Below are 17,309 nucleotides of genomic sequence, written 5' to 3'. Positions count from 1 at the left end.
TCATGAACCCTATAGACACCCCGCTGGGCCTTAGCTCAAACTTTTTGTTTGTTCCTGGTACTCGTCCAGAACGTTTTATGAAAGCACTCGATAGCGGTGCCGGCGCCGTAGTCTTGGATTTAGAAGATGCTGTTGCTGAAGAAGATAAAGAGGTTGCTCGCAATGCCATTCGTCAAGCGTGGTCTACGTTCTCTATCGAGCAAAGAAAACGCTTAGTCATTCGCACCAATTCTCCAGGAAGCAAGTTTTATTCTGCCGACTTAATGCTGGCACAAGAATTGCACATGGGCTGCACGCTGATCCCCAAGAGTGAATCGCTGGATCAGATCAATGGTGCCGCCTTAGTGTTGCCGAATACCGCCATTATTCCGATGATTGAAACTGCCATAGGATTGGATCGACTCAGAGAAATTGCTAACGCAAATCAAGTGCTTCGTATTGCATTGGGAAATTTGGACTTGCAGGCTGATCTCGGAATGGTTTGCGACACGCAAGAAACTGAATTGCAGACCGCGCGCTATCAAATCGTGCTGGCTTCCAGTCTCGCGCAGATTGCCCCTCCTATTGACGGGGTTACACCCTCTACAGACGGCCTCCCCCGCATTGCCAATGATGCACAACGCGCTAAACGGATGGGATTTGGTGGTAAATTATGTATCCATCCTAAGCAAGTGACTATTGTGCAAGCAGCATTTATGCCAACAGAGGTGGATATACGGTGGGCTCAACGCGTTATCGAGGCCGACCGCGCCTCGCACGGCGGTGCGGTCAAGCTGGATGGGAAGATGATTGATCGTCCGGTAGTGTTGCTGGCTCAAAAGGCCTTGGCGCTTGGTGGTAAACACTAATAGGCTACCCTTATCACTTTTGTCAAAAAACTGGCGAAATTTAGATTCGGAATTCACCGTATGGAGACTAAATTGAATATTAAAAAAACATTTCTAGCGAGTGTTGCAGTTGCGTTATTCGCTGGCGCCCTCATTAGCACTACTGCTTATGCGCAAAAGAATTGACCTACCAAATCCATTCAAATGATTGTTCCATTTGCAGCTGGTGGCCCCACAGATTCGATTGCACGCTTAATTGCCGTGCCAATGGGTCAAGCTTTGGGTCAAACAGTTGTGGTGGAGAACGTACCGGGAGCTGGCGGCACTATTGCATCCACTAAGGTTGCCCGTGCTGCACCGGATGGCTACACCATTTATATCCACCATATGGGCATGGCAACGGCGAATGCCCTCTATGACAAGCTTCCCTACGACCCCATGAAAGATTTTGAATACATCGGACAGGTTGCGGATGTGCCAATGGTCTTGCTGGGCAAAAAGGATCTTCCTCCAAATAACTTTAAAGAGCTTGAGGCTTACATCAAAGCGAATGGCTCTAAAGCCACAATGGCAAATGCTGGTCCTGGAGCTGTATCACAGTTGTTCGATCTGTTCTTATTGCACTTTTAAAAGCAGATCCCGGTAAGTTAAGTTTTGGTTCTTCAGGAATTGGCAACTCGGATCATATGGCTGGTGAGTTGCTTTTGGCAACCACAGGATTCACATTCCGTATAAAGGTGGATCACCTGCAGCGACCGACTTAGTTGGCGGTCAAATTGATTTTTACTTTGCCGGAATGCCTGTTGGCCTTCCCTTGCGCAAAGGCGACAAGGTAAAAGCATTAAGCTGTGACTAGTAAAAATCGTTTCAGCGGCGCACCTGAATTGGTGACGATGCAAGAGGCGGGCGTCAAAGGCTATGAGATGGCTCTATGGCAAGGGGTATTTGTGCCAGCGTGACGCCTCAATTAATCATCAGGGGATTAAATAATTCCATTTTGGAAATATTGGATACGCCAGAAATGAAAGAGCGGTTCCAAAAAGCCGGCGTGCAAATAGCTCCCATGAACACCCAACAATTTTCAGACTTATATTTTCCGACATTGCTCGTTGGAAAGCAGTGATTGAAAAGGCAAAGATAAGGCTTGATTAAGCCTTATGGGCAAGGAGATTAGGCGCTGAGGTAAATACCAATACCTCGGCGTCTTTTCTATTGGAGATGGTTAAGCGATTTTCTTCTTGAGTCATTAGCGCATCTCCACCATGCAGAATTTGGCCATTCACATGAATAGATCCGCTGATTAAATGAACATAGGCTTTACGTTGCGGATTTAATGTCAACTCTGCTGATTGATTCCCGTTAAATAAGCCCGCATACATTTTTGCATCTGCTGATATTGATACGGATTTGGCCTCCCCATCCGGCGAGGCCACTAAGCAAAGTTTGCCAATTTTGTTAGCAGAAGGAATCGTTTTTTGTTCATAGCTTGGCGCTATCTCCAGAACGTTTGGTTCAATCCAAATTTGTAGAAAATGGGTTGTTTGATCTTTTGCGTGGTTGAACTCACTATGGGTAACGCCCGTGCCAGCACTCATGCGTTGCACATCACCAGGCGGAATGCCTTTAATGTTACCCATGCTATCTTGATGTGCTAACTCACCTGACAATACATAACTGATAATTTCCATATTACGGTGGCCATGTTTGCCAAAGCCCATTTCAGGGGCTATGCGATCTTCATTAATCACGCGAAGATTCCCCAAACCCATAAAGCGGGGATCATGGTAACTAGCAAAGGAGAATGAGTGAAAGCTCTTTAGCCAGCCATGATCGGCATAGCCCCTGTCGTGGGATTTTCTAAGAAATTGCATATTTAAATCTAGATCTTGTACTGATTATTCATAAGAATATTATCATTGGCTTTTGCGATATTTGCATGGTAATGGCTCATGGCAAGTTTTAAATAAACATGAGCAATAAAATAAGTAATGGCCAAGCTTCTTGTAAAAACTATATAAAGTCAGACCACTTCTTCTGAACAGTTTCAGCAAGACCTAAAAAGCTTTCGCGAATACTTTGTGATGGGTATCTGGTGGTATGCGGATCCACCACCAAGGCATGTCATTCTAGCAACCGGATTGTCTGGCGGCTCCTATGAGGCATTGGGCAAGAAATACGCTGACTTCTTTGCTAAGAAAGGAGTCACTCTTGAGCTAATGCCAACCAACGGCGCTCAAGAAAATCTTTCCCGCTTAAGTGACCGCAATGATCCTGTTCAAGCAGCTTTTGTCCAAGCCGGCGTTGCTCACCCTAAAACCACTACTGGTATTCAGTCCTTGGGCGCGATTGGGTACGATCCCACTTGGTTTTTTTATCGAGGCGCTGAAGTTAATCGAGCCGATTTTGAAGTAATTCAAGGACATTCCAAATATTTTGCGAATCGCAAAATATCGGTGGGCGTTGAGGGAAGTGGTACCCATGCCCAGGCGATGCGCATTCTCAAGGTGTCCGGTTTAGATCGTACCAATCTGCAATTGTTGGAGCTCCCTGGAGATCAGGCTGTCAAAGCCCTCAAGGGCGGTGAGATAGATGCCGCTTTTATCGTAGATGCATTTGAGGCGCCCAACATTCAAGCGTTATTGACTGATCCCACATTGCATTTAATTACGTTTAGACGAGCAGAGGCCTTTGCGAAGCTTATTCCGTATTTGCAAATATTGAAGGTCCCAGAAGGATCTTTTAGTTTGGAGCAAAATTTTCCGAATGAAGATATAAAGCTAGTAGCAACTACCACGAATTTGTTAATTGATGATCGGATGCATCCAGCCATTCAATTTTTATTTTTAGAGGCTGCGCGAGAAATTAATGGCCGAGAGTCATTCTTTACCAAGAAAGGGGAGCTCCCCTCTTTTAAAGATTCTTTGTTGCCCGAGAGCCCTGTAGCCATTCATTATGAAAAAAATCGCTACCCACTAATCACTTCGTATTTTCCATTTTGGTTGGCAGAATTAATCAACCGCTTGATATTTATATTGCTACCTTTCTTGGTCGTTGCTTATCCCGCTCTGCAAGTTTTGCCAAGTTTCAGAACGCGAAGGATGTACAACAAAATTAACCGTCTTTATGGAGAGTTAAAGGCATTTGAGCAAGAGTTGTTGACCAACTTTGATCAATCAAAGCAGGATGAGTATCTTAAAAGATTGGATCTTTTTGAGTACCAGGCTCTTAATATTAACGTTTCAAAGCGCCTGGCAAGTGACTATTACGCGCTGCGCACGAGCATTGACTATGTGCGCAGCTGTCTAAATAGGGGTGCACTCCTATCAGTTCGACGCTGGGGTTGATCCAGACCTGTAGTTATTCGTTTTCGCTATGTCTGCTGGGAAATTTAAAGGAGGCGTAGCGAACGACAGCATTAGCTAATGCCAGTACGAGAATGATGACGCCCATCAATAGAATCGCCATATCTGCTTCATGCTTGGTATTCACTAAATCAATGATTAAGCGTGTTACGGCAGTGATGGCAACGTAGATCAAAAATCGGACGGGATATGGTCAGTATAGGTATCTCACTTAGTAAAGCAATAAAAAAGAGGTTAGTTAGCCCCTTTTTGTAAGTATTGATCTGCGTCAACCGAGTGTGTCTGCCCAGATGTTGTGAGCCCATCCCCAGGCATAGACTCCTTCCAGTGTGGACGGTCCGGGAGAAACGCCGCCAGAGCCTGGAACTGTCTTAAAGGTCTTCTCGGTTACGTTGTACTGATGCACGCTGGCCACATGAACAACTTCTTTAGCGTTCACAAAGCTATAGCAAGTATTGGTGAGTACTGGTGATGGATTTATTTCCCAGCCACTAAGCTCCGCAACAATGGCTGCTGCTGCAGCCTTAGCATGCTGATTTGCCATATGGCCCGATTTCGGCATTAGTGGCGCTACCTGAATAGCGTCGCCTAATACATGAATGTCTTTTTGGGCGGTGGATTTAAAGTTGATGTAATTGACATTGACCCAGCGCCCATTGGAATTTGCCAAGCCGGTTTTCACGGCAATATCACCAGCACTCATTGCGGGTAGCAAATTGAGTACGTCTGCCTTGATGTCATCTTGGACTTCAAATTTGATGGTCTTAGTCTTCGCATCTACAGCGGTGACATTGTGCTTTGGTAAATATTCCACTATTCCGGAGTATTGTTCCGCCCAAACCTTTTTAAATAGCGCGCCTTTGGAGACAGCATCTTGATTTGCATCCAAGATCAATACTTTTGATTTAGGCTTGTTTTGTTTGAAGAAACTCGCCACTTGGCAGGCACGCTCATAAGGGCCTGGAGGGCAGCGATAGGGTGCTTCTGGAATGCTAATAGCATATGTTCCACCATCACGAATCGCCGCAAGCTGTTTGTGGAGGGCAACGGTCTCGGGACCGGCTTTCCATGCTTGCAATGTCACCCCGGCTTTGTTGGCTTGTGCTAAACCATCAATGCTATTAAATAGCAAACTGATTCCTGGAGAGACTACAACCTTATCGTATGGCAGTGTTTTGCCTGAAGCAAGTTTCACGGTTTTTTTATCGGGATCAATACTAGTAACGCTATCCTGAATAATTTTGATGCCATGGCGTTTGCTGAGGTTATCGTAAGGACTAGTAAGTTCCGTCAATGTTCGCGATCCTCCCACTACGAGATTTGATAGTGGGCAGGAAATAAAAGATGCGTTAGGCTCAATTAATGTGACCTTGGCGGTATTGTTTGAAAAAAGACGCAAATACTTGGCAGCAGTTGCACCGCCATAACCTCCACCTATCACCAAAATTTCAGCTTTTTGAAGATTGGCGCGCGCTTGCCCAGAGAAGCCAGCAGCTAAACCGATTGCAGCGGCGCTGTGGCCAATAAAATGTCGACGATCCATCATGATCTCCTAATTATTTCTTGCCAAGTTGATTGGCGATGATTTCGAGTTGCTCATCTGTATAGCCTTTGGCTAATTGCGGCATGATCGTGCCTTCGCGAGCACCTGATTTGAATGCCTTTAGTTGCGCCAGAATTTGCTCGCTAGTCAAATTGTTGATCAGTGGCATGCCGCCATTAAGTACTCCATTGCCATCGGAGCCATGACAGTTCGCGCAAGTTGCTGCTAAGCCGCGATGATAGAGCTTGGTCGCATCTGTTGATTGAGCATGCGTGAGATTTGGTGGGATTGCAACGGACAGAAAACTGCTTAGTACTAGGGCTGTTTTCAGTTGGAGGATTCGCATTGGAATGATCTCCGATGTTGTTAATGGCATAAAACATGTCTGACGATTTTTCTTACCGTATCTTAACCAAGAATGTATTGGCCTGGACTATCGGGTTCAGATGGATTTCTGCTAAGTAAATAACAAAAAGTGTATAGACCGTACTTAGTGGGTATTTCTGGGGCAGCCCTCCTGAGCCTATAAACTATAGGCATGCGAGGCTCATTTACTCTGCGGTATGCACTTTTGGCGCTAGTTTTGGCGGTCTTTTCCTATTTATATGGTTTAGATAGCCGCTTTGCACCTAAAAACGGGGATGAGTATCCCTATATGCACATTGTTCGCATGACGGCTGAGTCTGGCAATTGGCTGCCACTCCAGTCTGAGATGGACGGCATTAAAAATACCAAGCCACCCTTGATTTTTTGGCAGGGTATTGTGAGTACCGGTTGGGCAAACGAATGGACTTTAGCGAACCTGCGTTGGCCTAATGTTCTCTATACCGGTTTGACTGCTTTCTTACTATTTTTGGCGGTACGTCGTTTTAGTGGCAAATCGCAAACGGGGGCATTAGCAGCCTTGGTCTGGCTCTCTTTTTTTGCGACATATCGTTATGGGCGACCCTTTTTAACAGATCCTCCAGAAGTATTCTGGTTAACAGCTCCATTTTTAGCTCTGTTGCATTGGGGTAAAAGCACTTTTGAGTCGAAATTTCTCTTTCCACTGTTTGCGGGCCTTTGTTTTGGTCTGGCGCTGTTTGCAAAATCCTTTGCGTATATTGTTCCTGGATCGTTAGCGCTGGGATTGTATTACTGGAATTTGCGCCAGTGGAGCATCCCGCAAACGCTCATTCGGGATCTGTACAAATTGATTCTGATCGTTCTGCTGGCATTGGGTGTTTTCAGTTTGTGGTTTGTTCTAGATCCACAGCCAGATGCGGTTTGGAGAGAGTTCGTATTAGGCGAAAACGCCGGCAAATTTGCTGCTCGCAGTTCTAACTATTTGTTGGACTTAGTATGGGGTGGCGACAGTATTTGGATGTTGATCGTAACCTCTTTAGCAAATGCAGGACTCTTGACGTTTGTCTTGATTTTAACGCTCCTACAATGCTGGAAGGGACGACGTTTTTTAAATGCTGAAGAAGTATTGCTTTTGCTGCTGATCGCTGCATTCTTTATTGTTTTTAGTTTGCCAAGCCAACGTTCTGGTCGTTATTTACTTCCGGTGATGCCTGCATTTGCGGCGCTCATTGCTATACATTGGGAGCAATTGCCCTTATGGGGATTTAGAATTGCCTTGGTATTGCAGGGAATAATTTTGGCGGCCCTGAGTTGGATTGCCTTTAATCTAAAAATGTCAGACCTCATGGGAGATGCGGGATCTTGGACATATCTTCCCATCCATTGGTGGTTGATGATCATTGCTTTTGTATTAGTGGTGATCGGACTATTCAGAAAAAATCAAACCAAAGCATTGGCGCTCATTGGATGTTTTCTCAGCTACTGCGCTTTAACAAGCAGCCTTAGTCCGTTGGAGGGGCAATTGGGTCGTTTTTCTGCGCAGACGATTGCACAGGTCCAGGGCAAAGAGGTGTGGATTCCCTGTGACTATCGAGCTAAAGACGAGGAGTATCGATTGCTTCTGCCGGGCGCACAACTTCATGGCTACCTTGCTAAAGATGCGAGCAATCTCGAGGTTCTCACCAAAGCCTACCCCATCGTTGCTGTGCACACGCCTGTTGGGACATTACCAGCCATTTGTGAATCTTGCCAGATTGTTGGACAACGAATGGAGATGAGAGCCCGCCATTCCAATGACGAAATAAAAGCCATGCTAATGGGGCAAGTGGGTGAACACCTTTTTGTGATGGAATACTTAATTGCAACGCCAGCATCAAACGCTGATGTATTGAATGTGAAGGATGCGTGTCGATGAGTCGTGTAATAGCACTTTGTTTTTTATTGCTTGCCGCAGTGCTTGGTTTTATTCATATTGATGGCCGACCTGCTTGGGCCCCATTTCAAACCAGCGAAGTTTCTGTAAATGCAAATACGGATGCGGATAAAGATATCACCCCAGAAGTAAAGCAAGCCAATCCCTCTTTAGCAAAATCAAAAACGGCTGTAAATCCATCCGTTCCAGGCCTGCGGGCAGATTGGTTGCCGGATACTGGAGCGGCATCTGTTCATGCCGCCTCAATCATTGCACTCAGTGATGGTAATGTGCGGGCATTTTGGTTTGCTGGAAGCAGGGAGGGCGCTGCAGATGTCGTGATTAATACAGCCGTTTATGACACAAAGTCGAATGCTTGGGCAGCGCCAACGGTGGTGATTGATCGTGTATCAGCAGAAAATGGTTTGTCACGTTACATCGCTAAATTGGGCAATCCTGTGCCAGCGCGGATGGCTGATGGTCGTTTGCAATTATTCTTTGTGACGGTATCGATTGGTGGTTGGGCGGGTAGCTCAATTTCGACCATCATTTCAGATGACGATGGTTTAACGTGGGGCAGGCCGAAGCGGTTAATAACGTCACCCCTGATCAATCTCAGTACGCTAGTGAAGTCACCCGCACTGACATTTGTGGATGGCCGCTTAGGATTGCCGGCCTATCATGAATGGATTGGCCGTTTTGGAGAGTTTCTGTGGATCGAAGGTGCGCAGGTGATGGATAAGCGCCGTATGAGTTCTGGTCGAGGAGCCATTCAACCAGCTGTTTTTGTCAATGGGCCTCAGGATGCAACAGCTTATTTTCGCCAAACACGTAGTGCTGGCATGCCCAAGCAGATTCCGATGGGTGAGACACAAAATGCTGGTCAAGCATGGCAGCCTGCCGCGGATTTGGAAATAGCCAATCCCAATTCGGCAATTGCCACATTAAAGCTGCAGAATAGTGCTCGTATTTTGGTGCTCAATAATATTGAAGCAGGGCGACACCGCTTAGTGCTCTTAATGAATCATCCGCAATCCAACCAATGGCATGTGGTGGAGACGCTTGAAAACGATGAGGCATTACCGGATCAAGAGCGCAAAGAATTTTCGTACCCATACCTCATTTCAAGCAATGGTCATGATGCGCATTTGGTATATACCTGGGATCGTAAAAAAATCCGCCATATCTATTTTCCCAGTGCTTGGCTAAAGCGTACCTTTGGTCAATTGCCGCAAGATCAAAATGCTCCAGATGAAAGCGCAAAGGAGTCTTCAAAATGAATATCCAAATGCACTCGATTTCGCAAGCTATTGCCTTGGGCGAAGTGGCAATTAGTTGTGGGGTAGTCATCATCTGGCTTTTGCAGAAAATTTCTCAGAAAGCCTTTCCTTCTCTTGCTAAAGTATTTTTGTTGCTCGTTTTGGTAAACCTCTTTTTCTGGCCTTTGGGTTTATCACTAGAGCTTCCTTTGGCTGCGTATGTGAGAGGAGTGATCGGTGATTTGAGTGTCGTAACGATGCTATTACTCTGGAGCACGTTACTTCCAAAACCTTCAAAAACCCCCATGGCCTTTTCTTTCAGTATTAGTCTGATTGCTTTAGGCTTTTATCCTTTCGCGCTCGGGGTTGGTATGGTTGATCCCTATGCTTGGGGATATGGTTCTACTACTTTTCTAGTTGCCGTTCTGGTCTTTGCGGTTATCTGTGGACTTGCCAACTGGGTCAAGGGTGTTTGGTTGATAGGTTTGGCGATCATTGCTTGGTCAGTGCATTGGCATGAGTCCACGAACTTGTGGGATTACCTGCTAGATCCTGTATTGGCAATTTGGGCAATAGTCAGTTTGCTGGAGGCTTTCTTGCAGAAGCGCAAACAAAAAGCACGTTCAGGATATTTGTTTAGACCAGGTTAAGCGTTTTGATGGATGTCTGATGAGTAATCACCAATAAAAAAACCAGCCGAAGCTGGTTTTTTATTTTCAGACATCCGTTGACAAACTTAGTCTGGAATATTGGCTTTACGAATGACTGGACCCCAGACGTTGATTTCAGAGTCAAGATGATCTTGAAGTCCCTTGGGCGTCATTTTGCTTGCTGGAACAATATCAATATTCGAATCATCTAAACGTTTCTTTACTTCAGGAGAATTCAATGCCTTCTTCAAAGCTGCATTAATTTTATCCAAGATAGGTTTTGGAACACCTTTTGGTGTGTAAACACCATGCCAAACTTTTATCTCAAAGCCTTTGAGGCCCTGCTCGTTCAGAGTTGGTAAGTTCGGAATGGCTGGTAAACGTTTGAGAGTGGTTGTCCCATAGGTTTTTACGCGGCCATCCTTGATGTAATGGATAGTTTGTGTAGTTTGGTCGCAAAGGAGGTCGACTTGCCCGCCCAACAGGTCGGTTAACGCTGGACCAGTGCCTTTGTACGGAATGTTGGTGAGCTTGATGCCGAGGCGACTCTGGAATAACAGCCACAGTCTTTGCAGGTGAATTGTTATTCACAATCAATATATGCGGAGTCGCTGCAACACCAACAACAGGCACGAGATCCTTTTGACCGTTAAAAGGTAACTTCGGATTAGCGGCCACATTGATTGCAAGTCCATTTTGAGCAAAAAGAATGGTGTAACCATCTGGCGCACTTTTAGCGACCGCATCAGCAGCCAAGCTACCCGCCGCACCACCACGATTTTCGACAACAATTGGCTGCTTCAAAACCATACTGAGATCATTTGCAATCATGCGACCCACAATATCTGTTGAACTGCCTGGGGCATAACCAATCAGCATTTTGATTGGTTTGTCAGGATAGGCCGCAAAGACGGAGGTGGAGAATGCCACCCCAATCACCGTGCTGAATACCGATCTCAACACTCTATTTTTAGATATAGTTTTAAACATATAGTCTCCCCCAGTAATCTGCAGTTTTTATATCACTAATGATGGGATAATGGACCCGATCTTTATTTTCCAATGCTTAAACCCTGACTCCCGAAATATTTTTGCATCCTCCAACTCCTTTTCAAGACTGCCTCCCAACATTCGAAGAATGGGGATGGCTTTTAACTCTAGGTTATTGACATTCGGATTAAGGGTGCGAAGATACTTCCACAATGGCACGGATTCACGTTGTGTGTATAGATCTAGTAATGCCATTTCAAGACAAGATTTTGCTGAATGGTTACCATACAGAACGGTATTAAATTGGATTGAGAAATGGCGCGGATCATTCCACTCGAATTTGCGCACCTTATCCAAGAGGTACCCTAAACTTGCGCACAAACTATCGAGGGTCTCACCAGTCATCATTGGGGCAATTGACGCCACCCGCCCAATACGCCCCTGCTCATCGCGCAAGCTCAGCAATACTGTTTTATATCAATCACTACATCATTAGCCATTTTGATGGGCTCGATCAACGGTATCGATACAGGAAAAAAGTTGCTTGAGTAATTTTCATGAATTGCCTAGCGCCAAAATCGAAATAACATTAAAAATAAACACTAAATAAGGAGAACAACCGATGTACTGGGCGGACAAATTGAGACCGCTCTCGTTGGTGCGCCAGCGGCACTTCCATATGTCCCAACGGAAAATTAATTCCACTCGGAATCACTAGCCTCAAAAGATCACCCAATGCACCTGAAATCCCGGCAATTTCTGAATATGTGCCGAAATATGAAGTGGAGTTAGTTTATGCAATTGTTGCACCCGCCAATACTCCAAAAGCAATTATTGATAAGTTGAATTCTCAATTAATTAGCGTACTCAATAATCCAGAAATTAAAGGACAAGTCAGCAGCAAAGGTTTTGAAGTCATTACAAGCACGCCAAACCAACTCAGCGAATACATCAAATCCGAAGTCGCAAAGTGGGGCCCCATCGTTAAGAATCAGGCGCTACACCAGAATAAAAACTTACTATATCGAAAGTGTTCCATGATTGAAATTTCTGAAAAGCGCCTTATTGGGCCGATCATTCGTCTACATCCAAATGACAATATTGTTGTCGCTCGTGTTGATGTGGGCATCGGCACTGATATCCTTGGAAGGTGGCTCGTTCAGACTCAGGAAGCATTTGAGTGGGTTTGTATTCGCTGGCATGCGCATAATCGCGATCAAATTCCCGAAATTCTGTATTGTGGCTGTGCACCATTGTGCCGGACCCAATGTCGGTATTGGCAAATCCAACAGTGACGTTGTATTTGAGAATTGGCTCACCTTTGAGTATCTTTTTGGCGGCAATTTTGTAGCCAGCAGGCACTTGGCTGCGGCTCGTAAAGTTTTCGCTAGGTATATGTTCGACCAAATGGCAAGGTTGGCACAAGAAACTTTATTGGAATTTTATCGACCGTCAACTGCTCTGCCACTGTAGTAAACAAAATTGCAGAATATTTCACTGCGGAACGCTTAAAAGATTTTCCGAATGTGGATGGCGTTGTCGCTTTCAGCCATAGTATTGGTTGTGGCATGGAAATGAGCGATGAGCCCATGGAATTACTACGACGCACGATATCAGGATATGCCCGCCATCCTAACCTTGCCGCAGCATTAATCGTAGGACTTGGATGTGAGCGCAATCAGTTGAAAGGGTTAATGGAGCAGGAAGATCTAAAGGAAGGCTCTACCTTGCACACCTTCATCATGCAAGAATCAGGCGGTACCCGCAAGACCATTGAGGCTAGAATTGAAGCGGTGAAAGCGCTACTGCCAGAAGCAAATAAGGCTAAACGCCAAACGGTATCAGCAAGCCATCTCACTGTCGGCTTGCAATGTGGTGGTTCCGATGGCTTCTCTTCTATCACTGCAAACCCAGCATTAGGCGCTGCGATTGATATCTTGTCTCGTCATGGTGGCACTGGCATCTTGTCTGAAACCCCAGAAATTTATGGTGTAGAACACCCCTCACCCGTCGCGCAGCAAGCAAGGAGATTGGTGAAAAGCTCATCAAACGTATTCGTTGGTGGAAAGATGAATATTCGGTTGGTCGAGATGTGCAAATTAACGGCCAAGTTAGCCCTGGAAACCAAATTGGCGGCCTTGCAAATATTTTTGAAAAATCACTAGGCTCCTCAATGAAAGGAGGCACCGGTCCTTTAATGGAAGTCTATAAGTATGCCAAACCGGTAATTCTCAGGGTCATGTCAGCACTCAAGAGCGCAAGTTAGCCGTTAGCATTCCAAAAGGAATAAAGGCTGGACAAAATCTGCGCTTATCGGGACAAGGTGGCCCTGGTATCGGCGAAGGCCCCGCCGGGGATTTGTATTTAGAAATTGAATTTCACCCAAGCCCCATTTACCGCGTGGATGGTAAAGATATCTTTATCGATATTCCATTGGCGCCATGGGAAGCCGCGTTGGGCACCACAGTAAATGTCCCCACTCCTCAGGCTCTACCTTGGACTCAAGATTCCGGCGGGGACTGTTGCGGGACGCAAGATGCGCTTAAAGGGCAAGGGGATTCCTAGCGCAGAATCTGGTGACCTCTTTGTAGTTCCGACTATCACCCTACCTCCAGCGGATACCGATGCACTTAAAGAGGCATACCAGCAATTTGAGAAAGCATTTGATTTCAACCCAAGAACGCATTTGAAGGGATGATGCCATGACAAATATCAATACCACCAACATTACTTGGATTGAGGGAAGCGTCGTTGAGAATGAAGTGCATATGAGCATTGTGGAGCTTTCTCATGCATCCCGTACACCGGAAGAATTAATTATGTCTTGGGTAACCGAGGGAGTCCTTAGCCCCTCTGGCTCTTCTCCAGAAAATGGCGCTTTGGCGGCGATTCATTAAGACGCGCCAAGACGGCCGCTCACTTAACCCATGATCTCGAGTTGAATGTTCCCGGAGTCGCTTTAGCGCTGGATCTACTCGATGAGATAGCAGGGTTACGTGCCCGCCTCAAGCGCGGGGAATAAGCAACCCTTAGGATTCGGAGCGGCTTAAAAGCTGCTCCCAGCGTTGCAGTTTTTGCTCTAACTGAACAGTAACTTCGCTAAGCGCGCCTGCATACTCGCTGCTAATTCCCGATCATTCTTGTATAGATCGGGATTACTCATTTCAATTCCAATATCAGCCTGCTCAGACTTCAATTCCTCTATTTGCTGAGGCAACGATTCCAATTCTTGCCGCTCTTTGCCATTAAGCTTTTGCACATTACCTTTAGGGGCCGCTTTCGATTCGGGTGCGGGGGGCTTTTGTCTCTGATTTCGTTGATGGCTTAGCCGTATTTTTATTCGCACGAATCTGCTCTGAGCGGGCTTTTTGAATCTTCCAATCCTCATAACCACCTTCATACTCACGCCAATATCCATCACCCTCATGCGCAATGATGCTGGTAACAACATTGTCCAAGAAATAACGGTCATGACTGACTAAGAAAACAGTCCCTTTATAGTCTTGCAATAATTGCTCCAGCAAATCTAAGGTATCAATATCTAAGTCATTAGTGGGCTCATCGAGCACTAAGACATTGGCTGGTCGGGCAAACAAGCGGGCTAGCAGCAGGCGATTGCGCTCGCCACCAGACAGAGTGCTTATTGGAGAATTTGTACGCTCAGGTGCGAATAAGAAATCACTTAGATAACTTTTGACATGTTTTTTATTGCCATTAATCTCAATCCACTCGCTACCAGGGCTAATGTAATCCTCTAGCGAGGCATTGAGATTTAAGCCTTCACGCATTTGATCAAAATAAGCCACTTCAATACGTGTTCCCATCGTGGCGGTACCTGAATCAGGCTTAACTGTTCCGAGAATTAATTTGAGTAAGGTGGTTTTACCAGCACCGTTCGGACCCAACAACCCGACCTTGTCGCCGAGCAATATCGTCGCTGTGAAATCCTTCACAATGGGTCTATCGTATGACTTGCAGACGTTCTCCAGCTCCGCAACAATCTTGCCGCTACGCTCTCCAGCAGAAACCGCCATCTTCACCTGCCCCATCGCATCTCTGCGCTCAGCTCGGCTTGCACGCAGCTTTTCTAAGCGAGCTATACGGGCAACACTGCGAGTGCGACGAGCTTCAACGCCTTTCCGAATCCACACCTCTTCTTGCGCCAATAATTTATCTGCACGCGCATTAGCCAAGGACTCGGCATTGAGCTCTTGTTCCTTGAGAACTTCATATTGCGTAAAGTTTCCAGGATAACTTCGCAAAATACCGCGATCCAACTCTACGATTTGCGTGCATACGTTATCCAAGAATGCACGATCGTAGGTAATTAATATTACGGAACCTTGGTATTCTTTTAACAACTCCTCCAGCCACGCAATCGAATCCAAATCCAAATGGTTCGTTGGTTCATCTAATAGCAGGACATCAGGCATTTCGACGAGTGCACGAGCCAATGCCACTCGCATCTTGGTACCCCCCGATAAGTTGCTAATTTTTTGGTCTGCATCCAAATGGAGGCGATCCAGCGTTTCATGCACGCGTTGCTCCCAGTTCCAACCGCTCAATGCCTCAAGTTTGGATTGCACTTCATCTAAACGGTGATGAGCATCATCATCCCAATCGCCTACGCTCAGAGCCCCATACTCTTCTCTGAGTGCTTTTGCTTCCGCAACACCCTTTGAGACTGCCTCAAAGATGGTTTCTTTGGCCTCAAAAATCGGCTCCTGAGGAACGTATGAGATACGTAGACCCTGCTGATATTGCAAAAGACCATCATCCATCTTTTCAATACCAGCCAAAATTTTTAATAGAGAGGATTTACCGGTGCCATTTTGACCGATTAAGCCAACACGTTCACCAGATTCCAGTGAGAATGCAGTATTTGCAAGAAGATCAACGTGGCCAAAAGCCAGTTTTGCATCAGTAAGTACGATTAAAGCCATGGCGACATTATCGTCTCTTCCAAAAAATGGAAGAAATTTCCAAGAAATTCTGCGAGACTAGCGTTACATGGTCTGCAAACTTACCCCAACCGCCCCACGCCTCATTCTTTTTGCTGGTCACGCAGGAACTGGTAAGTCGACCTTGGTCAAAAAGCCCTCCCTCTAATCATTGAAAGGACAAGCGAAGACTTTTTCTTTCTGGATAAAGACACAGCGTATGGCTCGTATAGCGCTCATGTCATGGAGTTGATCACCCAAACCCAATGATCGAGATAGCCCCTACTATCTTGAAAATCTCCGCGATTGGGAATACCAAGGTTTGCTTGATATTGCCCGAGAAAACCTACTTCTAGGAGTTAACGTGATTCTGGTTGGACCATTTTCCCGGGAAATTCAGAGTGGCAGAATGTTGAATCCTGATGCATTAGGAATTCCACCGCAAACCAAGATCTCCATTGCTTGGATTGTCCTTGAGGAAAGTGAAGCAAAAGCACGTATGCAAAAACGATGGGATCCTAGAGATGACTGGAAACTCGTGCATTGGAATCAGTATGCTCAACGCAGAATAGCTACGCTTGAAGATCTTGAATGAGATTAGATCTTTCTATGGAATACTTAATCTCTTTAGAAGAGCAAGCTCAAGATCATCTATACCGTGATCAAGAGGCAAACGTAATTCAGTAATTCGGGTCATAGAATTAACTGACAACTAATCCGTCTTAGCACCGGAGACTTTCACCACCTTCGCCATCCGAACATAGTCCCGAACTAAAAGTTGATTGAATTCAGCAGAAGTTAAATTTCCTATCTCGATCCCTTGGCGACGCATACGCTCAATGATTTCAGGTTGTTTAAGCAATTTACCCATTTCGGACTACATTTTGCCGATCACAGAAATAGGCGTGCCAGCAGGGGCCAAAAGACCGAACCAACTATCAAAAACATACCCCTTCACGGTATTACCAATTGGTGGAACGCCAGGAACAAAAGGTGAAGGCTTCTCGGAGGAAACTCCTAAAAAGCGAACTCTTGGGTCATTGGCAAAAGGCAGTGCCGCAACATTGGCCGCAATCACAGCTTGAGCGCGACCAGCTAAGAGCTCGGCAATTGCATCGCCAGCCCCTTTGGTGGGTTATGTGCACTAGCTGAATTCCAGCCATGCTATCGAAATAGGCCATCGCTAGATGCGAGGCACTACCATTTCCAGCGCTTGCATAGTTATAGGCATCTGGATTCGCTTTAGCTAACGCTATAAATTCCCCAACAGACTTTGCGGGAAACTCAGAATTTGTCATCATGACGTAGCTACTAGTCCCAATATATGCCGCGCCAGTAAAGCACCGTACCAGCAGCACCATGGCAATGCCAAGACCCAGATGATCAGGTTTTTGGATCTGGCTTACTCCTCTAAGCCCAGCATATTAATAATGCAATCCTGGCACTTGCAAGTAGAGCCCTGAAAGACGGGGTCATGATTA

Annotated in this window: 19 protein-coding genes and 6 pseudogenes; 14 read left to right on the top strand and 11 right to left on the bottom strand. The window is 45.8% G+C overall.

Going from position 1 to position 17,309, the window contains the following annotated elements:
* Positions 1 to 2 precede the first annotated feature (2 nt).
* The 3 genes and pseudogenes from BQ1619_RS02785 to BQ1619_RS10580 all read left to right on the top strand — a co-directional run bounded on the left by BQ1619_RS02785 (position 3) and on the right by BQ1619_RS10580 (position 1,683).
* Positions 3 to 848 (top strand): HpcH/HpaI aldolase/citrate lyase family protein, encoded by an 846-nt coding sequence (locus BQ1619_RS02785; RefSeq protein ID WP_114662109.1) that lies wholly within the window; start codon positions 3 to 5, stop codon positions 846 to 848.
* 189 nt (positions 849 to 1,037) lie between these two features.
* Positions 1,038 to 1,451 (top strand): annotated as a pseudogene (locus BQ1619_RS02780) (tripartite tricarboxylate transporter substrate-binding protein); the annotation flags it as partial.
* A 94-nt stretch (positions 1,452 to 1,545) separates the two neighbouring features.
* A complete protein-coding gene (locus BQ1619_RS10580; protein WP_114663485.1) occupies positions 1,546 to 1,683 on the top strand; it encodes a tripartite tricarboxylate transporter substrate-binding protein in 138 nt (45 codons plus the stop codon).
* 292 nt (positions 1,684 to 1,975) lie between these two features.
* On the opposite strand, the gene BQ1619_RS02760 is transcribed toward BQ1619_RS10580, so the two are convergent.
* On the bottom strand, positions 1,976 to 2,698 hold the full coding sequence (locus tag BQ1619_RS02760; RefSeq protein WP_114662103.1) for a pirin family protein: 723 nt from the start codon (positions 2,696 to 2,698) through the stop codon (positions 1,976 to 1,978).
* Positions 2,699 to 2,908: 210 nt separating this feature from the next.
* On the opposite strand from BQ1619_RS02760, the gene BQ1619_RS02755 reads away from it, so the two are divergent.
* A complete protein-coding gene (locus BQ1619_RS02755) occupies positions 2,909 to 4,171 on the top strand; it encodes a TAXI family TRAP transporter solute-binding subunit (RefSeq protein WP_197711830.1) in 1,263 nt (420 codons plus the stop codon).
* A gap of 13 nt (positions 4,172 to 4,184) precedes the next feature.
* Here BQ1619_RS02755 and BQ1619_RS02750 read toward each other — a convergent pair whose 3' ends face one another.
* The 3 genes from BQ1619_RS02750 to BQ1619_RS02740 form a co-directional block, all read right to left on the bottom strand.
* Positions 4,185 to 4,364 (bottom strand): phosphate-starvation-inducible PsiE family protein, encoded by a 180-nt coding sequence (locus BQ1619_RS02750; RefSeq protein ID WP_231968453.1) that lies wholly within the window; start codon positions 4,362 to 4,364, stop codon positions 4,185 to 4,187.
* Between the two features lie 93 nt (positions 4,365 to 4,457).
* Positions 4,458 to 5,732, bottom strand: coding sequence for an NAD(P)/FAD-dependent oxidoreductase (locus BQ1619_RS02745; protein WP_114663484.1), 1,275 nt, complete (start codon positions 5,730 to 5,732; stop codon positions 4,458 to 4,460).
* A 13-nt stretch (positions 5,733 to 5,745) separates the two neighbouring features.
* Complete coding sequence (locus tag BQ1619_RS02740; RefSeq protein ID WP_231968452.1) at positions 5,746 to 6,108, bottom strand: c-type cytochrome; 363 nt, start codon at positions 6,106 to 6,108, stop codon at positions 5,746 to 5,748.
* A gap of 162 nt (positions 6,109 to 6,270) precedes the next feature.
* Here BQ1619_RS02740 and BQ1619_RS02735 point away from each other — a divergent pair, with 162 nt between their 5' ends.
* From BQ1619_RS02735 to BQ1619_RS02725, 3 genes are read left to right on the top strand one after another with little or no spacing between them, the layout of a single operon-like run.
* Complete coding sequence (locus BQ1619_RS02735) at positions 6,271 to 7,992, top strand: ArnT family glycosyltransferase (protein WP_114662101.1); 1,722 nt, start codon at positions 6,271 to 6,273, stop codon at positions 7,990 to 7,992.
* Positions 7,989 to 9,269 (top strand): sialidase family protein, encoded by a 1,281-nt coding sequence (locus tag BQ1619_RS02730; RefSeq protein ID WP_114662099.1) that lies wholly within the window; start codon positions 7,989 to 7,991, stop codon positions 9,267 to 9,269. The genes BQ1619_RS02735 and BQ1619_RS02730 overlap by 4 nt, the downstream gene beginning before the upstream one ends.
* Positions 9,266 to 9,898: a hypothetical protein gene (locus tag BQ1619_RS02725; protein ID WP_231968451.1), complete on the top strand. Its 633-nt coding sequence runs from the start codon at positions 9,266 to 9,268 to the stop codon at positions 9,896 to 9,898. The genes BQ1619_RS02730 and BQ1619_RS02725 overlap by 4 nt, the downstream gene beginning before the upstream one ends.
* Before the next feature lie 86 nt (positions 9,899 to 9,984).
* Here BQ1619_RS02725 and BQ1619_RS10180 read toward each other — a convergent pair whose 3' ends face one another.
* The 3 genes and pseudogenes from BQ1619_RS10180 to BQ1619_RS02715 all read right to left on the bottom strand — a co-directional run bounded on the left by BQ1619_RS10180 (position 9,985) and on the right by BQ1619_RS02715 (position 11,353).
* On the bottom strand, positions 9,985 to 10,419 hold the full coding sequence (locus BQ1619_RS10180; RefSeq protein ID WP_269460093.1) for a tripartite tricarboxylate transporter substrate-binding protein: 435 nt from the start codon (positions 10,417 to 10,419) through the stop codon (positions 9,985 to 9,987).
* A 97-nt stretch (positions 10,420 to 10,516) separates the two neighbouring features.
* Positions 10,517 to 10,708: pseudogene (locus tag BQ1619_RS10175) on the bottom strand (tripartite tricarboxylate transporter substrate-binding protein); the annotation flags it as partial.
* A gap of 207 nt (positions 10,709 to 10,915) precedes the next feature.
* Positions 10,916 to 11,353 carry an enolase-like domain-containing protein gene (locus BQ1619_RS02715; protein WP_114662096.1) on the bottom strand — a complete coding sequence of 146 codons (438 nt, stop codon included), beginning with the start codon at positions 11,351 to 11,353 and terminating at the stop codon, positions 10,916 to 10,918.
* Positions 11,354 to 11,565: 212 nt separating this feature from the next.
* Here BQ1619_RS02715 and BQ1619_RS10575 point away from each other — a divergent pair, with 212 nt between their 5' ends.
* From BQ1619_RS10575 to BQ1619_RS09580, 6 genes and pseudogenes are all read left to right on the top strand, one after another.
* Positions 11,566 to 12,183: a tripartite tricarboxylate transporter substrate-binding protein gene (locus BQ1619_RS10575; RefSeq protein WP_415066244.1), complete on the top strand. Its 618-nt coding sequence runs from the start codon at positions 11,566 to 11,568 to the stop codon at positions 12,181 to 12,183.
* Between the two features lie 102 nt (positions 12,184 to 12,285).
* A pseudogene (locus tag BQ1619_RS09600) lies at positions 12,286 to 13,115 on the top strand (UxaA family hydrolase); the annotation flags it as partial.
* Between the two features lie 47 nt (positions 13,116 to 13,162).
* On the top strand, positions 13,163 to 13,453 hold the full coding sequence (locus BQ1619_RS09595; RefSeq protein WP_331851907.1) for a DnaJ C-terminal domain-containing protein: 291 nt from the start codon (positions 13,163 to 13,165) through the stop codon (positions 13,451 to 13,453).
* Positions 13,359 to 13,586: a DnaJ C-terminal domain-containing protein gene (locus BQ1619_RS09590; RefSeq protein ID WP_231968450.1), complete on the top strand. Its 228-nt coding sequence runs from the start codon at positions 13,359 to 13,361 to the stop codon at positions 13,584 to 13,586. The genes BQ1619_RS09595 and BQ1619_RS09590 overlap by 95 nt, the downstream gene beginning before the upstream one ends.
* A 4-nt stretch (positions 13,587 to 13,590) precedes the next feature.
* Positions 13,591 to 13,785, top strand: coding sequence for a MerR family transcriptional regulator (locus BQ1619_RS09585; protein ID WP_231968449.1), 195 nt, complete (start codon positions 13,591 to 13,593; stop codon positions 13,783 to 13,785).
* A gap of 29 nt (positions 13,786 to 13,814) precedes the next feature.
* A pseudogene (locus BQ1619_RS09580) lies at positions 13,815 to 13,910 on the top strand (chaperone modulator CbpM); the annotation flags it as partial.
* A gap of 7 nt (positions 13,911 to 13,917) precedes the next feature.
* Here BQ1619_RS09580 and BQ1619_RS02685 read toward each other — a convergent pair.
* A pseudogene (locus BQ1619_RS02685) lies at positions 13,918 to 15,831 on the bottom strand (ATP-binding cassette domain-containing protein).
* 361 nt (positions 15,832 to 16,192) lie between these two features.
* Between BQ1619_RS02685 and BQ1619_RS08965 the strand changes: the two are divergent.
* Complete coding sequence (locus tag BQ1619_RS08965; RefSeq protein ID WP_231968448.1) at positions 16,193 to 16,423, top strand: hypothetical protein; 231 nt, start codon at positions 16,193 to 16,195, stop codon at positions 16,421 to 16,423.
* 117 nt (positions 16,424 to 16,540) lie between these two features.
* Here the strand turns inward: BQ1619_RS08965 and BQ1619_RS08610 are convergent, their stop codons facing one another.
* The 3 genes and pseudogenes from BQ1619_RS08610 to BQ1619_RS10570 all read right to left on the bottom strand — a co-directional run bounded on the left by BQ1619_RS08610 (position 16,541) and on the right by BQ1619_RS10570 (position 17,189).
* Positions 16,541 to 16,699 carry a hypothetical protein gene (locus BQ1619_RS08610; RefSeq protein ID WP_162784582.1) on the bottom strand — a complete coding sequence of 53 codons (159 nt, stop codon included), beginning with the start codon at positions 16,697 to 16,699 and terminating at the stop codon, positions 16,541 to 16,543.
* Positions 16,700 to 16,705: 6 nt separating this feature from the next.
* Positions 16,706 to 16,951: pseudogene (locus tag BQ1619_RS10170) on the bottom strand (tripartite tricarboxylate transporter substrate-binding protein); the annotation flags it as partial.
* Positions 16,866 to 17,189 carry a tripartite tricarboxylate transporter substrate-binding protein gene (locus tag BQ1619_RS10570; RefSeq protein ID WP_114662089.1) on the bottom strand — a complete coding sequence of 108 codons (324 nt, stop codon included), beginning with the start codon at positions 17,187 to 17,189 and terminating at the stop codon, positions 16,866 to 16,868. The pseudogene BQ1619_RS10170 and the gene BQ1619_RS10570, both read right to left, overlap by 86 nt.
* Between the last annotated feature and the right edge of the window lie 120 nt (positions 17,190 to 17,309).

The sequence above is a fragment of the Polynucleobacter necessarius genome, from assembly GCF_900095195.1.
In the GTDB taxonomy this organism is placed as follows: domain Bacteria; phylum Pseudomonadota; class Gammaproteobacteria; order Burkholderiales; family Burkholderiaceae; genus Polynucleobacter; species Polynucleobacter necessarius_G.
Note: the sequence above shows the minus strand (reverse complement) of the source record. Positions and strands in the feature narration are given on the sequence as shown.